This window comes from Sphingopyxis sp. GW821-FHT10B01, from assembly GCF_059415685.1.
On the sequence record NZ_JBWKNS010000003.1, the window covers coordinates 520354 to 544815 of the forward strand.

Sequence of the window (24462 nt, forward strand, 5' to 3'; positions counted from 1 at the left end):
CAAGTCCGGGGTGACGAAGTAAGAGGGTCAGATTTCCAGCGGCCCGTGCTTCATCTTCGGCAGCACATGGCGCGCGAAGAGGTCGGCTTCGGCGGCGTGCGGGTAGCCCGAGAGGATGAACGCCTCGATGCCCATGTCCTGATAGCGGTTCAGCTTCGCGAGCACCTGGTCGGGGTCGCCGACAATCGCGGCGCCACAACCCGAGCGCGCGCGGCCGACGCCGGTCCACAGATTATCCTCGACATAGCCGTCGTCGGAGGCGGCTTCGCGCAAGGCGACCTGCGCGTTGACGCCGAACGATTGCGAGTCGAGCGACTTCGCCTTGATTTCGGCGCCCTTCGCGGCGTCGAGTTTCGAGAGCAGGCGGTCGGCGGCGGTGCGCGCTTCGCTTTCGGTGTCGCGCACGATCATGTGCGCGCGGTAGCCGAATTTGAGCGTCCGGCCGTAAACGGCGGCGCGCGCGGTCATGTCGGCGATGATCTCCTTCACCACCTCTTCGCGGTCGGGCCACATCAGGAAGACGTCGCAACCTTTCGCGGCGGCGTCGCGCGCTGCGGGCGAGAGCCCGCCGAAGTAGAGCGGCGGCGCCTTGCCCGACACGGTGCCGACGCGCGCGGGCGCGACCTGCAGCTTCCAGAACTCGCCGTCATGGTCGAGCGCCTCGCCATTGAGCAAGGTCTTCAGGATATGCATCGCCTCGACCGTGCGGCGGTAGCGCGGTTCGGAGTCCATCGTCTCGCCGGGCATGTCGGAGGAGATGATGTTGACCGTCAGGCGGCCGCCGAGGATCTGGTCGATCGTCGCGATCTGGCGCGCGAGTTGCGGCGGCCAGCTTTCGCCGATCCGCACCGCCATCAAGAGGCGGATATTCTTGACCATCGTCGCGATCGCCGCGGCGAAGGCGGTGGTGTCGATGCCGAGCGCATAGCCCGAGGGGAGCAGGATATTGTCGAACCCCAAGGTGTCGGCTTGCACCACGATGTCGCGGCAATGTTCCCAGCTCGATTTGAGCATCGGGTCGGGAACGCCGAGGAATTCATAGTCGTCGTCGCAGAGCGCCGAAAACCAGCTGACTTCGCAACTGCGGTCGGTCATGGCAGATTCTCCCCCATCGATACCTGCAGCACCGCATACCATTCGGCGCGCGTCCAGCGCGGGGCGAAGGCCTGCGGAATTTCACGGATGCGCTCGACATTCTGCGTGCCGACGATCGGGATCGGGCGCGCGGGATGCGCCATCACCCAGCTGTAGGTCGCGGCGGCGCGCGAGACGCCATATTCCGCCGCCTTCGTATCGAGCAGTCCGGCGACTGCGCGCGTGCGCTCGTCGGCCGGGTCGCCAAGCCGGCCGCCGCCGAGCGGCGACCAGGCGAGGAAACTCATGCCCTCGGCCATCGACTGGTCGAAGATGCCGTCGAAGAGCGGGGCGAGATGGAGCGGCGAAAATTCGCTCTGGTGGCTGACCACCGGAACGGGCAGGAATTTAGCCAGCGCGGCGGTCTGCGCCGGGGTGAAGTTCGACACGCCGATCGCGCCGATCTTGCCCGCGCGGTGCGCCGCCTCGAGCGTGCGCGCGATTTCCTGCGGGTGGGTGAGCAGGTCGGGGCGGTGGATCTGCCACAGCTCGACATGGTCGGTGCGCAGTCGCTGGAGCGAGATGTCGATCGCCGAGGTGAGGTAGGCGGCGCTGCTGTCATACGGCACGCCGAGGATGATGCCGCCCTTGGTCGCGAGCACCATCTTGTCGCGCAGCCCCGGCGCTTCGGCGAAGACGTCGCCGAGCAGCGCCTCGGCCGAACCGAAGCCGCCCGGCGTGTCGCAGCCGTAGATGTCGGCGGTGTCGAAGAGGGTCACCCCTGCTTCGAACGCGGCATCGATGCGCGCGCGCGCGGTGGCGAGGTCGGCACCGGCGAAGCGCCACATGCCCCAGGCGATGGGCGAAACCTCATGACCGGCGAGGGTCACATGGGCGGGAGCGGGAAGAAAATCTGACATCGCTGTCATATACTCCATAAATCGGAACGAGGGAAGCTGGTTTCGTATGCGGTTCGTTAGATTTCGCCCTTCGTGTTCCCCGGCGAAAGCCGGGGTCCATTCGGCGGCGGGAGATGGACCCCGGCTTTCGCCGGGGAGCACAAATATGACCCGTCTTTCCCGTCAATGCGCCAGCACCTGCACTTCGCCATCATCCTCCTCGTCGACCGCGACGATGCGCGGCAGGATGAGGTGGATCGCGGCGAGCGCGACGAGATAGGTGCCCGCGCAGACGAGGAACATCGGGAGATAGCCCCTGCCCGTGTCGAGCGACCAGCCCGCGAACTCGATCATCGCCATGCCCGAGAGATTGCCGGCAAAGGCGCCGATGCCGATCGCCGAGCCGACGATGCGCGCGGGGAAGACGTCGGTGGTGAGGCCGAAGATATTGGTCGAGAAACCCTGGTGCGCGAACAGCGCGAGGCCGAGGATCATCGCGGCGACCCACGCGCTGTCGACCCCGACGAGCAAAGGCACCGGCAGGATGAGCAGCGCGTAAATGAGCATCGTCGTCTTGCGCGCGGCGTTCACGGTCCAGCCGCGGCGGCCCATCAGATAGGACGGCAGGAAACCGCCGGTGATGCCGCCGAGCGCCGCCATGAAATAGACGAAGGCGACCGGGAGCCCGAGCGTGCCCTGCGTCAACCCGAAGACGCGGTGGAACAGGTCGGGCATGAAGAAGAGCAGGAACCACCACACCTGATCGGTGAGCGCCTTGCCGAGGATGACGGCCCATTGGCGGCGGTCGCGAAGGAGGCTGCTCCACGCAATCTTCGGCGCCGCAGCGTCGCGCGCGGCGTTCGGTTGTTCGGGAATACGGACGGCGAGCCAGACGACGACCCAGACGAGACCCAGCCCGCCCGCGATCAGGAAGGTCGCCTGCCACCCCCACATCATCGCCATCAACGGGATGAGCAAGGGCGTGAGGATCGCGCCGACATTGGGCGCAATGCCGCCGAGGCCGAGGACGAAGCTTCGCTCTTTCGCGTTGAAGTAAGTGGCGGCGGTCTTCACCGCAGCGGGGGTGCCGATCGATTCCGCCGCGCCGAGTACCGCGCGCGAGGCGACGAAGCCCGAGACGGTCGAGGCGAAGGCGTGCGCCATGCCCGCGAGGCTCCACACGCCAACGCCGATCGCAAAGCCCCAGCGCAGCCCGACCTTGTCGATGAACCACCCCGTGCCGAGGAAAGCGAGCGCGGCGGCGAACTGGAAGGCCGAGGCCATGTGGCTGTAGTCGCGGTCGGACCAGTCGAATTCGAGCTGGAGCGTCGGTTTCAGAAGCGCGAGAATCTGGCGGTCGACATAGTTGAGAACGATCGCGATGAAGACGAGCCCCACCACGAGCCAGCGGCGTCTATCGGCAATTTGCGCCAAGATCGTCTCTCCCCGAATCCATTTGTCGTGCAGATAAGATAACGTTGTCATATCGGAAAGGACAGACGTTTTTTCATTGCGGCGGGAATGCGGTGGGAAGCGGAGGTTCGCTACCGCTCCTGTTCCCCGGCGAAGGCCGGGGCCCAGAGCGTTAGAAAGCAGACGTCTGCTGGTTGGCCCTGGACCCCGGCCTTCGCCAGGGAACAGCAACTCTTGGTCGCTTTCAGCCCTTCGGCGCTGCGGTCGAACCGCGGATGACCAGTTTGTGCGGCAATTGCCGGCGCTCGATCCGTTCGCCGAATTCGAGCAGCAGGTCGGCGGCGGCGTAGCCGAGGTCGCGGATCGGCTGGTGGATCGTGGTCAGCGACGGCCAGACGACCTGCGCCAGATCGGTGTCGTCGAAGCCCGCCACCGATAGCTGGTCGGGCACCGCAACGCCCAGCCGGTGCGCCGCCGCGAGCACGCCCGCGGCCATATCGTCGCTGCTCGCGAAGATCGCGGTCGGTGGCTGGTCGAGCCCCAGCAAGGCTTCGGCGGCAGCGGTGCCCGACTGGAAATCGAACTGCCCCGGAAAGACCAGCGCCGCGTCGAAACCGATTCCCGCGCGCTGGAGCGCCTGCCGGTATCCGGTCAGCCGCTGGCCGCTCGCGAAATAATTGCCATGCCCGGTGACGAAGCCGATGCGGCGATGGCCGAGCGAGATGAGATAGGCCGTCATGTCGTCGGCCGCCTGCACATTGTCGATGTAAACCGCTGACGTCGCAGTCAAATCGGTACCCGGCTGGACGCGCACGACGGGGATCTTGCGGTGGAACAGTTCAGCGAGCGCGGTGCCGACGTCGGTCACCGGCGGGGTCATGATGATGCCGTCGAGCTGCGCCTGATCGATCAGCGCGCCGATGTCGTCGACGAGGCCGGGCGAATTGATGTCGCACGGCTGGACGATCATGCGGAAGTCGGCCTCGCGGCAGCGCTGTCCGACCCCCGCCTGCATGTTGAAGATATAATAGGGGCTGGGGTTGTCGTGGATCAGCCCGATCTGGAACGAGCGCTTGCCGGCGAGCGTCCGCGCCGCCTGGCTCGGGTGATAGTTGAGGCGCGCGACCGCTTCCTCGACCTTTTGCCGCATCTCGTCGCTGACATAGCGTTCCTTGTTGAGCACGCGCGACACGGTCTTGATCGACACGCCCGCGACGCGCGAGACATCCTTGATCGTCGCCCGGGTCATGCGCGCTTGCGCTCCGCACCCTGTTGGCAAATCCATGTCACGGTTCGGCGTCTCCCGGTTCTGGCCCCGCTGACCATCGTTGTCTGCTTTGGCGCGTCAACCGTGTTTCGGCAAGAGAGGCCTTGCGCGCCTCCCCTGCTTGGCGATAGGACATGAATTTATGACAACGCTAGACAGAACCGGCGGGACATCGCTGCGCCACGCGCACTGGAACAGCCTGCCCAGCGGCGGCGACCTGTTCGGCGAATTGCATCTCGCCGAAAACACGCCGCCGAAGGTCGAGAAACATGGCCTGTTTCCGGGCCTTGCCGCCTGTGCGTCGGCGTCGGCTGCCGCGGCCTGGCTGTCGGACCATTATGGCTTTCCGATCATCCTGCTCGGGCTGCTCGTCGGGCTCGCGCTCAATTTCATCTCGGTCAACGAAGCGACGCACCGCGGGCTGGACTTCGCATCGCGCACCTTCCTGCGCATCGGCATCGTGGTGCTGGGGCTGCAGGTCACCTTCCTGCAGATTGCGGTGCTTGGCCCCGTCCCCTTCGCCGCGTTGATCGTCATCATGACGCTGACGATCGGTGCGGGTTTTCTTGGCGCCCGGCTGTCGGGGCAGACGCCCTATGCCGGATTGCTCGCCGGGGGCGCGACGGCGATCTGCGGCGCCAGTGCGGCGCTCGCGCTGTATAGCGTAATCGGGCGCGAACGCGTGTCGCAGGCGCAATTCGCGATGACCCTTGTCGGCATCTCGCTGGCCAGCGCGCTCGCGATGACGATTTATCCGCTGCTCGCCGCCCGCTTCGGGCTGACCGACGCGCAGGCGGGGTTTCTGATCGGCGCGTCGATCCACGACGTCGCGCAGGCGATCGGCGGCGGCTATGCTTTTTCGGATAGCGCAGGCGCCAGCGCGACGATCGTCAAGCTGGCGCGTGTTGCGTTGCTCGCCCCCGTCGTGGCACTCGTCGGGCTGCTGCTCAAGCCCGTGGACGGCGCCGACACGCGCCTTTGGCGGCGCCTCGCTCTCCCCTGGTTCATCACGGCCTTCTTTGCGATGGTGACGCTCAACAGCCTTGCGCCCGTCCCCGAAGCCGTACGCGGCGGCGCGCTCACCGCTTCGAAGGCGCTGTTGCTGCTTGCGGTGACGGCGACGGCGATGCGCACGCGGCTGGATTTGCTGCTGGGCATGGGCTGGCGCGCGACCATTCCCGTCCTTCTCGCTTCGGTGACGAGCTTCCTGATCTCGCTGCTGTTCGCGCTCGCGATCGTCTAGAGCCCGAGCAATTTCCGCGCGTTGCCCGAGCGGATCTTCGCACGCTCCTCCTCGGTCAGGTCGAGCTTTTCGAACGCCGCGAGTGTCCTGGGCAGCGAGATTTGCGGGAAGTCCGACGCGAGCAGCACATGGTCGATACCGACATTGCGGATCGTCCAGACATATTCATCCTCGATCGGCGAGTCCGCGGCGAGGATGACGCTTGCCGAAATGTCGAAATAGATATTCTCGGCGAAGAGATTTTCGGCGGTGCGCGCGAGCGCCAATATGTTCCAGAAGCGGAAGTTCAGCCCGCCCATATGCGCGAAGACGAACTTCGTTTTCGGCGCGGCGAGCGCGAGGTTGAACAGCTTCTCGCTGTCGCCGGGCAATATATTGGCATTGTCCATCACGACGATCAGCCCGGCGTCGCCCGCGCGCTTGACGAGCGTCAGGATGCGCGGGTCGGCGGGATCGAATTTCTGCGTATGCGGGTGGATCTTGAGCAGCTTGACCCCGCGCGCGGCGACGCGATCGACTTCGGCGAGCGCAGCCTCGCCGTCATAGGGGTGGACGGTTGCGATCGCGATCATGCCGGGGTGTTTCGCGGCGAGCGCGATCAGCGCATCGTTGCGCATGCGGATATCGCCGGGATTGCCCGCGAGCGCTTGATTGGGGCCGCCAAACCACATGGCGCCGAACGCGGCGACCGACTGGTTCGCGGCCTTCAGCTGCGCCTGATATTCGGCAATCGACGCCTCGCCATTCCATAGATGGACATGGGTATCGATGACGGCGTCCTGCGCGAGTGCGGGCGCGAACGAGGTCAGCAGGGCGATCGAAAGCAGCAGGCTTCGCATGCGGGCTCCAGTGAAACGGGTCGCGAACGCCCCGACCTGCCACAAAGCCTGCTGCTTACCAAGCGGGCCTTCACCTTCGAGCGGGTCGCGGGGTTCTGACGCCGTCAGAGCCCTGCGCCTTGTATCAGAGCGCCGAACCGCCGAGCTTGTAGGTCAGCTGCAGGAAGACGCTGCGGCCGACGCTGTCGAACCAGCTGGTGTTATAATAGGGATAGCTCGACCAGGTCGGGTCCTTGACCGGCATCTTGTCGAACACGTTCCGCACCGTCAGCGACCCGCGCATATGATCGGTGAAATCATATTGCAGCGTCGCGTTGAACAGATAGCTCGCCTTGATGAACGCATCTTCGTCATAATTCGGCAGCTTGCCGAGGCGCGTGCCCGAGAAGGTGAACTGCGCGCCGCCCGAGGCCCAGGTGATGCTGCCGTTCGATTTGTCGCGCGGCAAATAAAAGCCGCTGTCCGCCGCCAGCTTGTTCTCGACCGGATCGCCCGCGTACTGGGTGATGGTGTGCTTGAACACATGGCTGTGCGCAAGCGACAGGGTGAAGTCGCCGAAGCTGGTCGGGAGCGTGCCGCGGAACGCGACGTCGATGCCGCTCGTCTTTTCGCGCGCGACGTTGATCGGGTTGATGCTGATCGATTCAATCTGTCCGATCAGCGCACCGCTGGTGAAACGGTTGACGCGATCGAGCGCCGCGAGGCAAGTCGCCGAGCTTGGGTCGAGCACCGTTTTGCCGGCGCCGTCGGGCCGGCAATCGGCCTCGTCACGGACGAGGTCGCTGCCACGCAGGTCGTTGACCTGATTGTCGAGCGACACGCGGAAATAATCGACGGACAGGCTGATCCGGTTCGACGGGGCGAAGACGAGGCCCGCAGTCAGCGTCTTTCCGGTTTCCGCCTTCAGATCGCGATTGCCGCTGCGCTGCGCGACGATGTCGACTTCATAATCTTCGCAATCGCTGATTCCTGCGCTCGAGTCATCCTGCCGGCAGGTGTAATAATCGGTCACGTTGCTTTCGACATTGCCGGGACCGGTGAACAGATAGTGGAGATCGGGCGCGCGGAATGCCGTGCCATAGGCGGCGCGGAACAGCAGGCTGTCCATCGGCCGAACTTCGATGCCGCCATTATAGGTGAATTTGCCGGCGTTCCGTCCAGCATAGCCGAAGCGGTCATAACGGCCGGCGCCGGTCAGGGTGACGAAATCGAGCACCGGCACGCGCACCTCGCCGCCGATCGCGCCATGGCTGCGCTTGCCCGCGCCGTCGCTGTCCTTCCAGCTGTAATAATAATCGGTGAGCGCGAGCGGGTCGGGACGCAGATTATAGCCCTGCTTGCCATATTCGGCCACCACCGCGATCCCGACTGGACCGGCTGGCAACTGGAACAATTCGCCGTTGGTCAGCGTCGCCTGCGCATTGCTCGTCCAGCTGTAGGGCCGATAGACGGTATCGGCCGAGATGCTATCATATTCGGCGCGGGTCAGCTGTCGGTAGAGCTTCGCCGGGTCGGCATTGAACGCTGGATAACCGCGATCGCCGGTCCCATCCTGCGCGCCGAGGAAAAAGGCTTTCGCCTTGCTGTTGACGATCTGCGGCCAGCGGACGATCGACTGGTAGCGGCTATAGTTGAACGACGCCTCGTAATTCCAGGCATTGCCGAAATTGCCGCGGACGCCCGGGGTGATGCTGTAGGTCGTCTGCTTGGTCCGCTGCATCTCGAACCCGCCGGTTTCCTCCGGCGTGAACTGGCGGCCCCAATCCTCGATCTGGTCGGTGAATTTGTTGAAGAAATAATTGTCGGCGCTGCTCGACGACTGTTCGAACGCCCAGCTCGTCGTGTCGTACATCAGCCGGACCTTGCTGATCCCCAGCTGGGCGTCGACGAACAGCTTGGCGCTGTCCGACAGTTCGTAGGTTGCGGTGGCAAAGCTGTTGAAGCCCTTGCGGCCCGAAATGATCGTTCCGTAGGCGATCGATTCCTTGCTGCCGCAAAAGTCGCCATAGCGCGGCCGGTTGAACAGCCCGACCGACCCGAAATTCAGGTTCGACAGACGCTCGCACGTCCCGGCGTCGGGGGTGATATAATCGTCGTTATAATCGGCGCGATAGAAGGTGCGCCGCGCGGACGCGGTCGATGGCACCGGGCTGTCTTCGGTGCTGTCCTGGATCTTGCGCTGATAGGCCCAGAGCGGGCGTTGATCGAGATATTCGATGCCGCCCACGATGCTGAAACGATCGGTCGACCACCCCCCCGTTGCGGTCACGCGGTGCGACATGCCGCCGCCATGCTGGGTCCGGCCGTGACGATAGTCGAGCGTGATGCCGTCGAGCTTTTCCTTCATCTTGAAGTTCACGACGCCCGCGATCGCGTCCGATCCATAGATAGCCGAGGCCGCGCCGCTGAGGATCTCGACCTTGTCGATCAAGCTGACGGGAATGTTCGATATGTCGGTGAAGTTGCTGCGACCGATATAGGGCAGCGGAAAATCGGCGATGCGGCGGCCGTTGACCAGCACCAGCGTGTGGTTGGGGCCGAGGCCGCGGAGGTCGACCTGCTGCGCGCCGGGGGTGAAGTCGGAACTGCTGCCCGACTGCGGACTTTGGGTTGCGCCGCTGTTCTGCGTCATCGCCGCGAGCAGTTCGGGAACGTTGGTATAGCCGTTGGCGCGGATCGTGTCCGAATCGATCGTGGTGACCGGCGACGGGCCCTGATCCTTGATCGTCGGGATGCGCGATCCGGTGACGATGATTTCCTGCGCGTCGCCTTCGGCGGCGTCCTGTGCAAAGGCCGGCGCAGCCAGCGCTGGCACACACACGCCGATTCCGAGGAAAACCCGAAACGCCCGCTTCCCGAAATTTGTCATCTATCAGCCCCTTGTCCTATCCCGGTACGAATCGAGCCCCTGCGCCGCCCACCGGATATTTCACCCAATCCACCAGAAAACGTCGATAATTTCAATCACTATGGTGAAATGGGAAATCATATTGTCTTTTAGTGCCGTCATTATGTATCGTCAGGCCTTTCAGGGGTCGCCAGAAGGAAGACGGATGCTGCGTTCGATCATGCGGGGATTTTGGCTGTTGCTCGCGGCGACGGGCCTCTCGCTCACGCCCGCGGTCGCCAAAGAGGCGAAAGAAAAGCCCACCGAACATTATGTTTTCGGTAAATTGAACACGCCGACGCCGGGCCCGGTATCGGGCGGACTGCTGTTGATGGGCGGCGGCGACCGCAATGTCGATGCGATGAAATGGTTCTTCGGCAAAGCCGGCAACGGCCATATCGTCGTGATCAGCGCCTCCTATGGCAAGGAAATCGGCGAGGAATTCTTCCACGACATCGGCGGCATCCAGTCGACCGAAATCTTCGTCTTCCACGGGCGGTCGCAATCGACGAACAGGAAGATCCTCGAGCGGCTGCGCAAGGCCGACGGCATTTTCATCGCGGGCGGCGATCAGGCGCGCTACGTGCGTTACTGGCGCGGAACGCCGGTTGGCGACATCCTCAACGCGCATGTCGCGGCGGGAAAGCCGCTCGCAGGAACCAGCGCCGGCCTCGCAATCCAGGGCGAAAAGCTGTATGGCGCGATGGATGACGGCAGCCTCAAAAGCCCCGAGGCACTCGCCGATCCCTTCGGCCCCGCGAACACGATCGAGGGCGATTTCCTGCATTTCGCGCTGCTCAAGGGCATCGTCACCGACACGCATTTCAAGGAACGCGAGCGGCTTGGCCGCCTGTTCGCTTTCGTCGCCAAGGCGCAGGCGGGACGCACCGCCGATCAGCCCGCATTGCTCGGGTCCGGCGTCGATGGTGCAGATCAGCCCGCAATGCTGGGGCTTGGCGTCGACGAAAGCGCCGCGCTGGCGGTCGAACCCGACGGCACCGCGCGAATCTATGCCACCGAACCCGACGGCTATGCCTGGGTGGTCGATGGAGCTGGCCTGCGAAATCTGGCAAGTCGCGGACCGCTCGACGCGCCGCGCGTCAAGGTCACCGGGGTGGGCCCGGGATCGGTGCTCCATTTGCCCTCGGGGCAAGTCGACGCCCCGGTGTTCGTGCGCAACTATGCCGCGCGCGCGGGCGAGATCGTCGAAGTGCCGTGCTGGTCGCTGGCGATCCATGGCGGCGCCGGGGTAATCGAGCGCGGATCGCTGCCACCCGAGAAGGAAAAAGCCTATCGCGCCGGTCTCGACGAGGCGCTGCGCGCGGGCAGCGCGGTGCTCGACAAGGGCGGCGCAGCGCTCGATGCGGTCGCGGCAGCGGTGCGCGTGCTCGAGGATAATCCCCTGTTCAATGCCGGGCGCGGAGCGGTGTTTACCGCCGAGGGCAAGAATGAACTCGATGCCGCGATCATGGACGGCAAGACGCAAAAGGCCGGTGCGGTTGCCGGCGTGACGCGCACGCGCCACCCGATCGACCTCGCGCGCGCGGTGATGGACAAGAGCCCGCACGTAATGTTGGCCGGCGCGGGCGCCGACCGCTTCTCGGTCGAGCGCGGGCTCGAACAGGTCGACCCGAGCTGGTTCCGTACCGAAGAACGCTGGCAGCAATTGCTGCGCTGGCGCGAGAAGCAGACTGCGGTGATCGACCCGACGCATCTGTTCGGTACGGTCGGCGCGGTCGCGATCGACGCCGACGGCAACCTCGCCGCCGCCACCTCGACCGGCGGCATGACGGGCAAGCGCTGGGGCCGCATCGGCGACTCCCCCGTCATCGGCGCGGGCACCTATGCGAAGAACGGCCAGTGCGCCGTGTCGGCGACGGGGTCGGGCGAATATTTCATCCGCGAAAGCGCCGCACGGCAGCTGTGCGATCGTGTCGCGTGGAAAGGCGAAAGCCTGAAGGATGCCGCGCGAGCAACGATCATGGCGGTCGGCGCAATCGGCGGCGACGGCGGGCTGATCGCGATGGGCCCCGACGGGCGCCCTGCCTTTGCCATCAACGACCTGGGCATGTATCGTGGCCGGATGAGCGCCGGAGGGTCTCCACAGACAGCAATTTTCGCCGACGAAAAGCTGGCCGATTGATGCCGACCGGCGGCGTCAATCTCGACGAGGTCGACGAACGCCTGCTCACCCTGCTGCGCGACGATGCGCGGCAGACGATCGCGCAACTCGCCAAGGAACTCGGCATTTCGCGCGGGGCGATCTATTCGCGCCTCGCCCGGCTGGAGGAAGAAAAGGTCGTCGCCGGCTATACCGTGCGCCTCGGCAACGCCTTCGCCGCCAGCCGCGTACGCGCGCATATGATGATCAAGACCCTGCCCCGTTTTCACCGCGAGGTCGAGCAGGCGCTGGCATCCTTCGCGTTGGTTCAGGCAATCCACGCGATCAGCGGCGAATATGACATCATCGCGATGCTGGAGGCCGAAGATGGCGCGCAGCTCAACGAACTGATCGACGAGATCGGGCTGCTCGACGGGGTCGAGCGCACGACGACATCGGTGATCCTGGCCACGAAGGTCGAACGCTAACGCCTCAGTTCGTCCAGTAGACATAATCCTGCCCATCTTTCCACGGCGCATTCAGCGGCACATCGATCCGGACGGGCGCCTCGACCAGTCCCGGCCAGATCGGCTTGGCCATGCCCTTGTTCTGCGCGTCGATCATCGCGCGCAATTGGGCAACGCGCTCCGGCTCGCGCGCCGACAGATCATGTTCTTCGGTCGGATCGACCGCGAGATTGTAGAGGCGGATCCTTTCAGGCCGCTTCGTCACCTGCAACTTCCAGTCGCCGGCGCGCACGGCGCGATAATCGCCCGAACGCCAATAGAGCGCCGCGCGCTTTGCGGGACCGGCGAGGATATCCTCGCTGTCGACGATCCGGTCGGTGGGCAGCTTCGCGCCCGCCGCGGCGGCGATGGTTGAAAAGAGGTCGATATGCCCCGTCACGTCGGTGCGGGTCGATCCCGGCGCGAGATGTCCCGGCCAGCGCATGAAGAAGGGCGTGCGGATTCCGCCCTCGAAGAAGGTCGCTTTCCAGCCACGGAAGGGCGCGTTCAAATCGGGCATCCCGTTGTACCATGCGCCGCCATTGTCGCTGGTGAAGATGACGAGCGTGTTGTCGTCGATCCCCAGTTCCTTGAGCTTTGTCATCACATCGCCGATGCGCCGGTCGAGCTGCGCGATCATCGCGCCGTAAACGTGCGTCTTGTGATCCTTGATCTGCGGCAGCTTCGCATAATCTTCTTTCGTCGCCTGAAGCGGCGTGTGCGGCGCGTTGAAGGCCAGATACATGAAGAAGGGCCGGTTGCGGTTCGCTTCGATCGCCTGCATCGCCTGATCGGCGAAATAGTCGGTCATATGGCCCCTGGGATGGAAACGCTTGCTGCCGTTGAACGTCACGGCATGGCGTAAATTGGCCCAGATGAAATGGTCGATCCGGTCCCATGGCAGCTTCGCATTCACCGCATCGGGATCATCCTCGGGCAGAAACATCGCGGCCCCGCCGAGTACGGCGAGGCTTTCGTCGAAGCCCTGCGCCTGCGGTTGCAGCGCCGGTGCCTCGCCCAGATGCCATTTGCCGATGTGGAGCGTGTGATAGCCCGCGGCCTTCACCGCCTCGGCAATAGTCACTTCCTTTGCGGGTACGCCCATGTCGGGATAATCGGGGATGCCGGGCGTGATCAGATCCTTGTGGAAGATCGCCTTGTGCGGTCCTACCCCCTCGCCGTGCGAGACGCTCTCGGCGAACGCGACCGGGACCGCGGTATATTCGAAACCGAAGCGTGTCGGATAGCGCCCCGTCATCATCGCCGCGCGCGATGGCGAGCAGGTCGCATTGGCGGCATAGGCGGTCGTGAAATTCACCCCTTCGCGCGCGAGCGCGTCGATGTTCGGGGTCTTGACGATCCCGCCCGCGACCCCGCCGCCGTTGAGGCTGATGTCGTTATAGCCCAGATCGTCGGCGACGATCAGGATGATATTGGGTGGGCGCTTGCCCGCCGGCAGAGCGGCGGGCACCTGTGCCGGTCCCTGCTGCCAGGCAACCGTATGGTTCGGCTGCACCGGATCCTTCCAGTCCTGAACGATGCCCGGAAGTCTGAATTTATTCGCCTCGAACGCCCAATATCCGCCGGCGCCCGCCAATGCCAGCACGCCCAGAGCAACCCAGCTTTTCCTCATCCCCGCCCCTCATCCCGCCCTGTCGGCGTCTCTCGAAACTATTGGCACTATATGTGTCATTATATACGGATCGATGCAAGATTGTTTGACCTTGGCGCAAAGCCGGGCCAGCAGGGCAGCCATGACGACAGGGGTGAGGAAGAAGGACGCGCCAAAGGCTGGACCCGATCGGGTCGACGGCCGCCGCGAACGCGGGCGATCGAGCCACAAGCGTATCGTCGAAGCGATGATGGAATTGATCGTCGCCGGCGATCTGTCCCCCAGCGCGGCGCGCGTCGCCGAAGAAGCCGGTCTGGGCCTGCGCACCGTATTTCGCCATTTCGACGACATGGACTCGCTGTACGCGGAGCTCGCGGCGACGATCACCGAACGCCTCGCCCCGATCGTCATGGCGCCCTATCCCGATCAGCCCTGGCGCGCCAATGTCCGCGAGCTCGTCCGGCGGCGCATCGGGCTGTTCGAGACGACATTACCCTTTCGCCTCGCCGCCAACATCAAACGCTATCAGTCGCCGTTTCTGATGGGCCAGTACAGCCGCGTCGTGATGCTGGAGCGCGAACTGATCCTCCGCCTGCTTCCCGGGGACGTCCGCGGCAAGCGGATCCGGGTCGAGGCGCTCTGCGCGGCGCTTTCGTTCCACACCTGGCGCACGCTGCGCCACGACCAGAGCCTGTCGGCCGAGGAGGCCGGGATGGTGATGGAGCAGATGGTCGAAGCGGTGATGGCGACGATCACCGAAGAAGACTGATACGCTAAGCGGCGCGCCGCCGCCGGCGCAGGCCCCAGACCAGCCCCGCCAGCAGCAGGACAATCCCCCCGACCCACAGGCCGAGGCGGATCAACCGCGGTTTGCCTTGCCGTTCGAAGGCATAACGGTTGATCTGCTCGTCGGCGGTGTAACCCGCGGGCATGTCGAGCACGCCGTTCGCCTTGGCATAGGCGCGGTAGTCGGCGGTCATCGCGGCGAAGCGCTCGGGCTGGGCGGCTGCGAGATCGCGCGTCTCGCCGGGGTCGGCCTTCAGATCATAGAGCCGCCATTGGCCGTCGCCGGTCGGCGCGAGGTTGCGCACCAGCTTGTAATCGCCGCGAAACAGCGCCGCGTTGCCCGACAGTTCATAGCCCAGCGGCGCATCGCCATGGACGCTGCCCGGTTGTCCTTTCAGCGCGGGCACGAGGCTGCGTCCGGTGACGGACTCGACCGCCTTGCCCTGCCAGCTTCCGCCATGGCCGGACACGCCGGCAAGCTCGGTCAATGTCGGCAATATGTCGGTGACATGCGCGAGGCCGTTGTTGATGCCGCCCGCGCGAATGCTTGCATTCCCCGGCCAGGCGATGATCAGCGGAACGCGCAGCCCCCCTTCGGCGGCGCTGAACTTATACCCCGACAGAGGCGAAGAGGCCGCGCTGGCCCAGCCTGGCCCGATCGCGGCAAAGCTGCCGCGCCGGCCGATATTCGCGGTCGACAGATCATATTGCGTTCCCAGAAACAGGCGATTGCGCAGACTGTGGAACGGGTCGGTCGGCTCGGCGCCATTGTCGGAGAGAAAGACGAAGATCGTGTTGTCGTAATCGCCCGTGGCCTTCAGATGCGCGACGAGGCGGCCGACCTCACGGTCCATTGCGGTCGCCATGCCGCCATAGGCCTGCATCACGCGCACCGCGGCGGCACGCTCGTCGGCGCCCAGCTTGTTCCAGTCGGGCGTCGTCGGCATTGTCACGAGGGGTATGCCCGCGGGCATGACGCCGAGCGCCGCCGCGCGTTTGGCCCGCGCCTGGCGCAACGCCGTCCACCCCTCCTTGTACATCGCCGAATAGCGCGCGATGTCGCTGTCGGGCGCCTGTATCGGGATATGGTTGGCGAGGAAATTGACCGACGCGAGGAAGGGCTTGCCGCTTTTGCGATCCGTTTCGATATAGTCGATCATGCGCTGCACGACGAAGCGCGACGAGTAATAATCCTTGGGGAGCGTCGCGGGCTTGCCGTTCTCGGTCCAGTTCGCCTTGTCGTACATCCCCTCGATCGGGCGCTGTTCAAAATTGTCGGCGCCCGCATCGGCGAGGCTGAACGCGCGGTCGTAGCCGCGCGCGTGCGGCAGCCGCGTCGGGTCGCTGCCGAGGTGCCATTTGCCGGTCATGTAGGTGCGATAGCCTGCGGCCTTCAACAATTGGGCGATCGTCACGACGCGGTGGTTCAGCACCGTGTCGTACCCCGGCTTGCCGCGATGTTCGTCGGGGATCGTCTCGGGCATATTGCCGAGCCCATTGCGGTGATTCATCACCCCCGTCAGCAGCATCGCGCGCGTCGGCGAGCACGACCCGGCGACATGGAAGTTCGAGAAGCGCATCCCCGCATGCGCGAGCGCGTCGATATTCGGCGTCGAAAATTCGGCGCCGAACGCCCCGACGTCGGAAAAACCCCAATCGTCGGCGAGCAGAATGACGATATTGGGATGGCGCGGTGCGGCGCTTTCGGCGCGTTGCGCCTGAACGGGGGTTGCCGCGATCAGGGCGCCGAAGATGATGATGGCAGCGCGCCGGGACCCGCCTATGCGACCCGGCTTAGTGGTCCTCCTGCGCACTGCCATCACTCCCACCCCCTCGGGATGTGACACTTACTATGTCAATATAATGGCGAGTCAATGGGTGCTGTCAGCCGCCGGTAATCTTATCGTTCGCGATACTCCGGCGCGCGCTTTTCGAGGAAGGCGGCAAGCGCTTCGCGATGATCCTCGGTCGCCGAAAGGATGACCTGCTGCCGGTCCTCGATCGCCATCGCGGCCTCGAGACTCGGGGCGTCGATGTTGAGATTGAGCGCCTGCTTCGACAGACGAAGTCCATAGGGACTCGTCGCCAGCATCTCGTCGGCAAGGGCCAGCCCGCGATCGAGCAGCGCGTCTTCGTCGACGATCTCGCTGACGAGGCCGGCGCGCAACGCGCGCTCGGCGTCGATGAAGCGGCCGGTCAGGATCATTTCGGACGCAAGGCTGGCACCGACAAGGCGCGGCAGGAAATAGCTCGACGCCATGTCGCAGCCGCCCAGCCCGATACGGATATAGGCGGCGTTGGCGCGGAACGAGGGCGTGGCATAGCGCACGTCGGATGCGAGCAGCAGCGACAGTCCGCCACCCGCCGCGGCACCATGGCCCAGCGCGATGATCGGCTGCGGACAGGCGCGCATCTTGCGATAGATGTTGCCGATGCGCGTCTGGGTGCGCAGCGTGCGCAGGACCGGCGTCTCGTCGCTCGTCCGGTCTTCCTGAATATCGAGCCCGGCGCAAAAGCCGCGGCCCGCGCCGCGCAGAACGACGACGCGCACCTCGGGTCGCTCGGCAAGCCCGCCGAAATAGGCGTTCAGTTCGTCGACCAGCGTTTCGTTGAGCGCATTGAGCCGTTCGGGCCGGTTGAGGGTCGCGATCTCGACGGCGCCGCGCGCCTCGACGAGCAGGTCGCTCACAGCGTCTGCCCGTCGTCCACCGTGATCACGCTGCCGGTGATGCCGAGCGCGGCGTCGGAGCAGAGCATCAACAACGGTGCGTGCAGGTCGCTCGGCGGGCGCATGCGCTGGCGCGGGAAGCTCTTCACCATCTGCGCGCCGACGTCGCTCTCGAACAGTTCGGCAGTCATTTCGGATTCGAAATAGCCGGGCTGGATCACATTGACGCTGATCCCGCGCCGCGCCCATTCGCGCGCCAGCGCCTTGCCCAGATGGCGCACCGCCGCCTTGGTCGCGCCATAGACCGAGGTGGCGGGAAAGACTTTCTCGGCGGTGATCGATCCGATCAGGACGATGCGGCCGTGCTGCTTCTCGCGGCTCCCCGCCTTGTCGAGACGGCGGGCGCCCTCGGTCGCGGTCAGGAAGACGCCGCGAACATTGGCGGCGAACAGGAAGTCGACCTCGTCGACCGACAGGCTCATCGCCATTTTCTCAGTCGCGACGCCCGCGTTGGCGACGATCGTGTCGACGGTGCCGAACGCAGCCTCGGCGGCGTCATAGGCGGCGATCGTCGACGCTTCGTCGGTGACGTCCATGCTGACGGCAATCGCTTGCCCGCCCGCAGCCTCGATCGCGGCAACCTGTTCGGCCAGCTTGTCGGCGCGGCGCGCCGCGAGAACGACCTTGGCTCCTGCCGCCGCCAGAGCCCTGGCAAAGCCCGCGCCCAATCCGGAAGAGGCCCCCGTCACCAGCGCGACGCGCCCCGACAGATCGAATTTCGGTTGCTCCGCCATCACAGTCCCTTTCCTTAGCTTGCTTTGCATTGGCGCCGATTGACGTTTACGTCAACCTGATGCGCTGTCACGGAAATCCGGGCCAAAGGGGTTGACGGAAGCATTTTGTTCCCTTAATGTTCTTATTGTGCACACCAAACCTCATCCCCCGTCGCGGCTGCCGAGCGTGGCGGGCGGGGGATAAAGGTCTTCTTTTCGCCTTCCCCCGAAGCCGTTGCCAAGAGCCGGCATATGAGGATGTTGAGGCATATTCCCTTGCGCCAAGTCATATCCTGTTCCCCGGCGAAAGCCGGGGCCCACGCGGCGTGACGCTGTGCCTTCTGGACCCCGGCTTTCGCCGGGGAACACTTACTTGCCAGGCCGGAATAATCGACGATAGCTTCGAAGTGCTGACAGGCTTTCGGGCCCGAACCATCTCCAGCATTGATCGCCGCTGCAAACGGCGGCACACATGGACCGTGGGATCGAACGCGAAAACAGGGGACCAAATCATGACATCATCCGGCTTCGCCAGGCATCGGAACTGAACCGGTGCATGCCGTCGAAACCTTCGAGCTTGTTCTGGGACTGCTGGTCCTCGTCATCGGATTGCATTGGCTCGCGCTGAAACTGCGGTGGCCCCCTGCGACCGCGCTTCTCGTCGGCGGCGGCGCGCTGGCCTTTGTCCCGGGGCTGCCCGAGATCTCGCTCGATCCCGAACTCGCACTTGTCCTGTTTCTTCCGCCGCTGCTGATGGACGGGGCCTATTACACCGCACTCGGACGCTTCCGGCGCCACCTGCCCGGCATCCTGTCGCTCGCGGTCGGCGCCGTCGTCTTCACCACGCTGGTCGTCGGCGTGGTCGTGCACTGGATCATTCCCGAATTGCCATGGGCGGCCTGCTTCGCGCTGGGCGCGATCGTCTCACCGCCCGATGCGGTGTCGGCGCGCGCGGTGCTGAAGGGCGTGCATCTGCCGCGCCGGCTCGAAGCGTTGCTGGAGGGCGAAAGCCTGCTGAACGATGCGACCGGGCTGATCCTCTTCCGTTTCGCGGTCGCCGCGACGCTCAGCGGCGTCTTCCACACAGGCGAGGCCTTGCAGAGCTTTGCAACCGTCGCGATCGGCGGGGTGATCGTCGGCGCGGTGGTTGCCGCGGGCTGGATCTTCCTCGCCAAACGGTTTCGCGACCCGATGCTGGTCATGCTCATCACCATATTGCTGTGCTGGGCCGCCTATCTTGCCGGCGAGGCCGCGCATGTCTCGGGCGTGATCGCGACCGTCACCGCAGGCCTGGCCATGGGCTGGTATCAGCATGTTATCCTGCCTGCCGCTGTCCGCTTGCGGGCCAATTCGGCGTGGGCGATCATGGTGTTCGTGCTCGAAGCGCTCGTCTTCATCCTGATCGGTTTTTCGCTGCGCGGCGCGATCGAGCGTATTGGCGGAATCGAGGCAATCCCGACGTCGATGATCATTGTGATCGTCGCCGTCGTCCTGACCGTCACCATCGCGCGTTTCGTCTGGATCTTCGCGTCGGAGGCGATACTCGAAATCGCCCGGAAAGCCGGCCTGAAACGGGCGCGCCCGCTGGGCTGGCGACAGGCGACGGTGCTGAGCTGGGCGGGGATGCGCGGCGTCGTGACGCTCGCGGTTCCGCTGACCCTGCCGATCGATATGCCCGGCCGCGACCTGATGCTGATCTGCGCCTTCGCGGTCATCTTTGTGACGGTTGTCGCGCAAGGGTCGAGCCTCGGCGCGCTTATCCGCAGCATCAAGCCCGTCGACACCGATCCGCCCGCGAAAATGGCGATGCCCGCCGCCGAAGCGGCGATGGCGCGCGCGCGGTTCGCGGTCATCGAGGAGCTTGCCTATGACGCCGACGGGACGCTGATCCATCCCCAGATGCTGGAAGAGCACCGCAAGCGGATGCGGTTCATGGAGCGTTACGAAGAAGATGCGAGCGCGGAAATGGACAATCTGCGCCCGCATTTCGACGTGCTGCTCAAAGCCATCGCCGCCGGGCGTACGGAGCTGATCCGGATCCACCGCGCGGGTCTGATCGAAGACGAGGTTCTTCACGAACTGGAACGCGACCTCGACGTCGAGGAAATGGCGATGACCTTGCAGCGCGGCGAATAGATTTCCGAGAACGCCCGGCGGCGGAGAAAGCAACGAACAGCTGTCGCTGCTTGCGAAGCCCCCTTTGATCACGGGTAGGGCGGGACCGGCTGATGCGCGCCAGTCCCGCGGGGTCCAGAGTTTACGGAGACGACGCCATGGATTGGTCGCGCCCGCCCGAGCCGGCCGTGCGTGCCTATCGGCGTTTGAACAGGTCGCCGCCCAGCGTCAGCGTGGTGATCTCTCCATCCGGGCCGAAACTGAAACCCACCGGCATCTCGCCCATGATGCTTGCCTGGCCCGGGTTCTTCCACCGCGTGCGGAACCTGTCGGCGCGGTCATGATCGAGCACCGCCGAGACGTCCGGACGCGCGAGCACCAGCTTGCCGCCGGCCAGCGTGATGATGACTTCGCCGAGCAGATCGCTCGAATAGGTGCCGGCATAGCGGTCGAGGGCTAGCCTGGGAGGTGCCACCATCTCCGGAGGCGCGTTGGCCGCCGCCTTTTCGCGCGCGATCCGGGCGGCGTTATCGCTTGCCTGCTTCAGCACGGCGCTGTGATCGGTCACCGGGCCGCCGAGAAACGCGTCCAGCACCCGCAGCCTGACGGCGTCGGTCAGCGAGGTGCGCAGGCCGTTGGTCAGCACGACGACGCCGAGCTTCCTTTCGGGTATCATCGCGACCATGCTCTGCATCCCGTCGATCGCGCCCGAATGCTGGACGATCTTTTGGCCGCGATATTCCTGCACGCCCCAGCCGAGGCCATATTCGCTGAACTTGACGGTTGCGCTGGCGCTGCCGCGCGGGACGATCTGGCCGCTATGCATCTCGGCAAGCGTCGCGGGGGCGATCAGCTGCTTGCCCTCGAACGTGCCGCCGCCCAGTTGCAGGCGCACCCACTGCGCCATGTCGCGCGCGCTGGAATTGATCACGCCGGCGCCGCCGACATTGTCGATCATGCGGTAGTCGATCGGTATCATCCGGCCGTCGACCAGCGCGTGCGGGGTCGCGACATTGGCCAGTCCCTTGAGGTCGGTGATGCTGGTACTGGTCCGGCGCATGCCGAGCGGTTCGAAGATGCGGCTGGCAATGAACCGGTCGTAGCTGGTGCCCGCAACGGCGGAGACCACCTCGCCCGCGACAATGAACATCTCGTTCTGATACTGGAACTGGTTACGGAAACCGAGCGATTCGGTCTGGAAGCGCAGCCGCCGGATGATTTCCTTGCGGTCGAACCCCGATCCGTACCAGAGCGCGCCATTGGTGACGACGCCGGTGCGGTGCGACAGCAGGTCGCGCACCGTGGCGTGGCGGGTGACATAGGGATCGTGAAGTTCGAACGACGGCATATAGTCGTGCACCGCGCCGTCCCAGCCGATCTTCTTTTCATCGACCAGCATGCCGAGCGCCGCTGCCGTGAAGGCCTTGGTCGCCGATCCGATCGCAAAAACCGTGTCGGCGTCGACCTTGCCCGGCTTGCCTTGCTCGCGAACGCCGAAGCCCTTGGAATAGACGATCTTGTCGTCTTTGACGATCACGACCGAGAGGCCCGGCATCTGCCACGCCTGCCGGGCGCTCTCGAAATAGGCGTCGAGCCCTGCGAGTGCGTCCGGGGTCGCGGGCGACGCAGCGGGCGTCGGGGTGGGTGCCGTCTGCGCCAGGACAGGGTTGGCGAGCAAGGCCAACATCGCGGCAGACAGAATGGCAGGCTTGATTCGCGCAATCGAGATCATGATTTGGCTCCCCATTTATGGTGGGGATCATCGACCAAGCCTCGCGCGCAATCAACCCATTTAGGACATAATTGTCCAGTTTAGACAATTTTTTCCAATTTTGACCAATTCGGCGACGTTTCCTATGCCCTCACCATTTATATCGCAGCGATCCGACGACGGTTCGCGAGGCGCCGAAATAGCAGCTGTTCGAAAAGAAGCAGGAGGCGATATGCTCCTTGTTGAACAGATTCTGCGCATTCACCGCGATGCTGAGGCCATCGAGCGCCGGACTTGCGTGCCCAAGGTCGTAAGCGGCCATCGCGTCGAACAGCGTGAAGCTCTTCGTCTTGAACAGTTCAAAGGTCGTCACGCTGTTGACGATCTTGTAACTCGTCGACCCGAGCGAGCCGTCGACATAGCGGAATCCGCCACCGAGGCTCAGCCCCCCAAGCGGGGTGTCGGCAGCGCCGCCACGGCCGAAGTCATATGAGAGGAACGCCGACGCCTGCCATTCGGGAACGCCGAGCGGCACCGTGCCGGTGGTCGACGGCGTGCCGGCGGTACCAAGCCGGGTCGGCGTCGGCGGCGCCGCGGGTATGGCCGGCGCGCCCTGCGTGATCAGCGGATCGGTGTAGGTGCCGGCAAAGATGAGGTCGAGCCCCGGGCGCAATTCGCCGCGCGCTTCGAGTTCCACCCCCCGCACGCGCGTTTCGCCGATCTGTATCTGTGAATTGGTCGGCCGGCCCGGGGTCCCCGCCAACGGATCGCCGACCGGGACATTCTGCCGCTTGAGTTCATAGACTGACAGCGTGAAAAGCGCATTCAGGCCGCGTGGCTGATATTTGAGGCCTGCCTCGACCATCTTGCCCGTGGTCGGCGAGAAGGGATTGCCGAGATAGTCGGCGCCCGCCTGCGGTTCGAATGATTCGGTATAGCTGACGTATGGCGACAGGCCGAATTCTAACGCGTAAAGCGCGCCGAAACGCATGGTGAAAGCGCTCTGCGAAAGCGGGGTCAGGGCCCTGTTCTTCTTGTTGAGGGTGCGCTGCTCATACCAGTCCCACCGTCCGCTCGCGATCAGGTGGAGCTGGCCGATCGTCACCTGATCCTGGATATAGAGGCCGGTCTGGTCGCGCGTGGTGTAGCTGTTGGTGTAAGCGGGCGAGAGCAATGTGAGGTCGAGACTCGGAATCCCGCGACCATAGACCGGCGCATAAAGATTGAGGTTCGGAATGCTCGTCAGCGGATTGGCGGTCTGGCCGGTGTTGAACTGCTGGAAATTCTCGCCGGTGATCCGCAGATAATCGAGGCCAACCAATATGTCGTGCGCGATACCCGCGGTTTCGAATTTCGCGTTCAGGCTGTTGTCCATCGTCAGCGTGTCGAAATCCTCGTCGGCGCCGCCGCCGCCGCGGATGATCGTGCTGTAATCGGTGTTGATGGCGAGCCCCGTTCCCGTGGTCGCGAAGCCGCCGACATAGATCTGGCGATAGCTCAGCTTGTTGTTCTGGAACCGGACATTCGAACGGAACGACAGATGTTCGTTGAACTCGCGCCGGAACAGCAATGCCACCGACTTCTGCTTGTGGTCATAGACCTCATAGGCCGGATCGCCGGTGTTGATATGATAGGCGATCGGACCATTGGGGTTCGGCAGCGCGCTGCCGTAAACGGGCACACCCGAATAGCCGCCGCCCGACGGCGCATGTTGATAGGATGCGATGAGCGTGATGCTCGTCCGGTCGTCGGGCGCAAAGGCGATCATCGGGCTGATGTGGTAGCGCTCGCTTTCGGTGCGCTTGGTGAAGCCGTCCGTCTTTTGCCACCCGCCGACGAGGCGCACCCGCCACCGGCCGTCGGCATCGAGCGGCTGGTTGATGTCGCCGACGAAGCGCAGATTGTCATAATTGCCGATCTGGGCCTCGAAACGGCCGAATGACTCGGCCTCGGGTTTCTTGCTCGACAGGTTGATCAGGCCGCCCGGCGTGCCGTTGCCATAGAGGACCGAGGCGGGCCCCTTCATGATGTCGATCTGGTCGATCCGGTTGAAATCGGTCTGCGGGGTCGAATAGGGGCCGGCGATGAGCCGCATGCCGTCAAGGAAGAGCCCCGGGGCAAAGCCGCGCAAATACATCTGGTCGTACCGCGACACCGTGCCGCCGCGCTGGTTCGCCGTGACGCCGGCGACATAACCGACCGCCTGATTGAGCGAGATCGCGCCCCGGCGCTCGAGTTCTTCGCTGTCGATCACGGTGATCGTCTGCGACGTCTCGATCAACGGCGTGCCGGTCTTGGTCGCGGAGGAGACGCTGGCTTCGCGAAGCCCGGTCACAACGATCGTCTCGCCGGCCCCGCTGCTGTCAGCGGCTTCTTCGGCACCGAACGCCGGCTGCGCGCTCACCAGCATCGCCGAAGCGAGCGCCAGCCGCGAGAGATTCGGCCGCGTTCCGGCTCCCGGATTCGATGTCATCACTTGCCCCTTTTTGCTATTGATAGCGATTCGCAGTTGCAGCTAGTCGCATAACCTGTTTAGGGCAAGCCGCAGTCGATCGGCCGAGGATGAAG

Annotated in this window: 17 protein-coding genes; 5 read left to right on the forward strand and 12 right to left on the reverse strand. The window is 64.6% G+C overall.

What is annotated here, in order from left to right; genetic code table 11:
• Positions 1-27: 27 nt before the first annotated feature.
• The 4 genes from AC07NV_RS11335 to AC07NV_RS11350 form a co-directional block, all read right to left on the reverse strand.
• Positions 28-1095, reverse strand: a complete 1068-nt coding sequence (locus AC07NV_RS11335) for an LLM class flavin-dependent oxidoreductase (RefSeq protein WP_495166449.1) — start codon at positions 1093-1095, stop codon at positions 28-30.
• Positions 1092-1994 (reverse strand): aldo/keto reductase, encoded by a 903-nt coding sequence (locus AC07NV_RS11340; RefSeq protein ID WP_495166709.1) that lies wholly within the window; start codon positions 1992-1994, stop codon positions 1092-1094. Before AC07NV_RS11340 ends, AC07NV_RS11335 begins: the two co-directional genes overlap by 4 nt.
• Before the next feature lie 162 nt (positions 1995-2156).
• Positions 2157-3458 (reverse strand): MFS transporter, encoded by a 1302-nt coding sequence (locus AC07NV_RS11345; RefSeq protein ID WP_495166450.1) that lies wholly within the window; start codon positions 3456-3458, stop codon positions 2157-2159.
• Positions 3459-3630: 172 nt separating this feature from the next.
• Positions 3631-4635: a LacI family DNA-binding transcriptional regulator gene (locus AC07NV_RS11350; protein ID WP_495166451.1), complete on the reverse strand. Its 1005-nt coding sequence runs from the start codon at positions 4633-4635 to the stop codon at positions 3631-3633.
• 160 nt (positions 4636-4795) lie between these two features.
• On the opposite strand from AC07NV_RS11350, the gene AC07NV_RS11355 reads away from it, so the two are divergent.
• A complete protein-coding gene (locus AC07NV_RS11355; protein ID WP_495166452.1) occupies positions 4796-5896 on the forward strand; it encodes a YeiH family protein in 1101 nt (366 codons plus the stop codon).
• Here AC07NV_RS11355 and AC07NV_RS11360 read toward each other — a convergent pair.
• Positions 5893-6735 (reverse strand): amidohydrolase family protein, encoded by an 843-nt coding sequence (locus AC07NV_RS11360; protein ID WP_495166453.1) that lies wholly within the window; start codon positions 6733-6735, stop codon positions 5893-5895. The genes AC07NV_RS11355 and AC07NV_RS11360 overlap by 4 nt on opposite strands.
• 124 nt (positions 6736-6859) lie before the next feature.
• Positions 6860-9604, reverse strand: coding sequence for a TonB-dependent receptor plug domain-containing protein (locus AC07NV_RS11365; protein ID WP_495166454.1), 2745 nt, complete (start codon positions 9602-9604; stop codon positions 6860-6862).
• Positions 9605-9788: 184 nt separating this feature from the next.
• On the opposite strand from AC07NV_RS11365, the gene AC07NV_RS11370 reads away from it, so the two are divergent.
• Both AC07NV_RS11370 and AC07NV_RS11375 read left to right on the forward strand, forming a co-directional pair.
• Complete coding sequence (locus AC07NV_RS11370; RefSeq protein WP_495166455.1) at positions 9789-11765, forward strand: isoaspartyl peptidase/L-asparaginase; 1977 nt, start codon at positions 9789-9791, stop codon at positions 11763-11765.
• A complete protein-coding gene (locus AC07NV_RS11375) occupies positions 11765-12211 on the forward strand; it encodes an Lrp/AsnC family transcriptional regulator (RefSeq protein ID WP_495166456.1) in 447 nt (148 codons plus the stop codon). The genes AC07NV_RS11370 and AC07NV_RS11375 overlap by 1 nt, the downstream gene beginning before the upstream one ends.
• Positions 12212-12215: 4 nt before the next feature.
• Here AC07NV_RS11375 and AC07NV_RS11380 read toward each other — a convergent pair whose 3' ends face one another.
• Positions 12216-13862 (reverse strand): sulfatase-like hydrolase/transferase, encoded by a 1647-nt coding sequence (locus tag AC07NV_RS11380; protein WP_495166457.1) that lies wholly within the window; start codon positions 13860-13862, stop codon positions 12216-12218.
• A gap of 121 nt (positions 13863-13983) precedes the next feature.
• Between AC07NV_RS11380 and AC07NV_RS11385 the strand changes: the two genes are divergently transcribed.
• The gene (locus AC07NV_RS11385) at positions 13984-14610 is read left to right on the forward strand and encodes a TetR/AcrR family transcriptional regulator (RefSeq protein ID WP_495166458.1); all 627 of its coding nucleotides are present in this window, start codon (positions 13984-13986) and stop codon (positions 14608-14610) included.
• A 4-nt stretch (positions 14611-14614) separates the two neighbouring features.
• Here the strand turns inward: AC07NV_RS11385 and AC07NV_RS11390 are convergent, their stop codons facing one another.
• From AC07NV_RS11390 to AC07NV_RS11400, 3 genes are all read right to left on the reverse strand, one after another.
• Positions 14615-16447 carry an arylsulfatase gene (locus AC07NV_RS11390; RefSeq protein WP_495166459.1) on the reverse strand — a complete coding sequence of 611 codons (1833 nt, stop codon included), beginning with the start codon at positions 16445-16447 and terminating at the stop codon, positions 14615-14617.
• Between the two features lie 80 nt (positions 16448-16527).
• Positions 16528-17316, reverse strand: a complete 789-nt coding sequence (locus AC07NV_RS11395) for an enoyl-CoA hydratase/isomerase family protein (protein ID WP_495166460.1) — start codon at positions 17314-17316, stop codon at positions 16528-16530.
• The gene (locus AC07NV_RS11400) at positions 17313-18089 is read right to left on the reverse strand and encodes an SDR family NAD(P)-dependent oxidoreductase (protein ID WP_495166461.1); all 777 of its coding nucleotides are present in this window, start codon (positions 18087-18089) and stop codon (positions 17313-17315) included. The genes AC07NV_RS11395 and AC07NV_RS11400 overlap by 4 nt, the downstream gene beginning before the upstream one ends.
• A 531-nt stretch (positions 18090-18620) precedes the next feature.
• Between AC07NV_RS11400 and AC07NV_RS11405 the strand changes: the two genes are divergently transcribed.
• Complete coding sequence (locus AC07NV_RS11405) at positions 18621-20204, forward strand: Na+/H+ antiporter (protein ID WP_495166462.1); 1584 nt, start codon at positions 18621-18623, stop codon at positions 20202-20204.
• Positions 20205-20379: 175 nt separating this feature from the next.
• Here AC07NV_RS11405 and AC07NV_RS11410 read toward each other — a convergent pair whose 3' ends face one another.
• Positions 20380-21915, reverse strand: a complete 1536-nt coding sequence (locus AC07NV_RS11410) for a serine hydrolase (protein ID WP_495166463.1) — start codon at positions 21913-21915, stop codon at positions 20380-20382.
• A 130-nt stretch (positions 21916-22045) separates the two neighbouring features.
• Positions 22046-24367: a TonB-dependent siderophore receptor gene (locus tag AC07NV_RS11415; RefSeq protein ID WP_495166464.1), complete on the reverse strand. Its 2322-nt coding sequence runs from the start codon at positions 24365-24367 to the stop codon at positions 22046-22048.
• Positions 24368-24462 lie beyond the last annotated feature (95 nt).

Bases quoted from the DNA above. Each gene is read 5' to 3' on its own strand.
- AC07NV_RS11335 (WP_495166449.1), bottom strand. From the start codon at position 1,095: ATGACCGACCGCAGTTGCGAAGTCAGCTGGTTTTCGGCGCTCTGCGAC.
- AC07NV_RS11340 (WP_495166709.1), bottom strand. From the start codon at position 1,994: ATGTCAGATTTTCTTCCCGCTCCCGCCCATGTGACCCTCGCCGGTCAT.
- AC07NV_RS11345 (WP_495166450.1), bottom strand. From the start codon at position 3,458: ATGACAACGTTATCTTATCTGCACGACAAATGGATTCGGGGAGAGACG.
- AC07NV_RS11350 (WP_495166451.1), bottom strand. From the start codon at position 4,635: ATGACCCGGGCGACGATCAAGGATGTCTCGCGCGTCGCGGGCGTGTCG.
- AC07NV_RS11355 (WP_495166452.1), top strand. From the start codon at position 4,796: ATGACAACGCTAGACAGAACCGGCGGGACATCGCTGCGCCACGCGCAC.
- AC07NV_RS11360 (WP_495166453.1), bottom strand. From the start codon at position 6,735: ATGCGAAGCCTGCTGCTTTCGATCGCCCTGCTGACCTCGTTCGCGCCC.
- AC07NV_RS11365 (WP_495166454.1), bottom strand. From the start codon at position 9,604: ATGACAAATTTCGGGAAGCGGGCGTTTCGGGTTTTCCTCGGAATCGGC.
- AC07NV_RS11370 (WP_495166455.1), top strand. From the start codon at position 9,789: ATGCTGCGTTCGATCATGCGGGGATTTTGGCTGTTGCTCGCGGCGACG.
- AC07NV_RS11375 (WP_495166456.1), top strand. From the start codon at position 11,765: ATGCCGACCGGCGGCGTCAATCTCGACGAGGTCGACGAACGCCTGCTC.
- AC07NV_RS11380 (WP_495166457.1), bottom strand. From the start codon at position 13,862: ATGAGGAAAAGCTGGGTTGCTCTGGGCGTGCTGGCATTGGCGGGCGCC.
- AC07NV_RS11385 (WP_495166458.1), top strand. From the start codon at position 13,984: ATGACGACAGGGGTGAGGAAGAAGGACGCGCCAAAGGCTGGACCCGAT.
- AC07NV_RS11390 (WP_495166459.1), bottom strand. From the start codon at position 16,447: ATGGCAGTGCGCAGGAGGACCACTAAGCCGGGTCGCATAGGCGGGTCC.
- AC07NV_RS11400 (WP_495166461.1), bottom strand. From the start codon at position 18,089: ATGGCGGAGCAACCGAAATTCGATCTGTCGGGGCGCGTCGCGCTGGTG.
- AC07NV_RS11410 (WP_495166463.1), bottom strand. From the start codon at position 21,915: ATGATCTCGATTGCGCGAATCAAGCCTGCCATTCTGTCTGCCGCGATG.
- AC07NV_RS11415 (WP_495166464.1), bottom strand. From the start codon at position 24,367: ATGACATCGAATCCGGGAGCCGGAACGCGGCCGAATCTCTCGCGGCTG.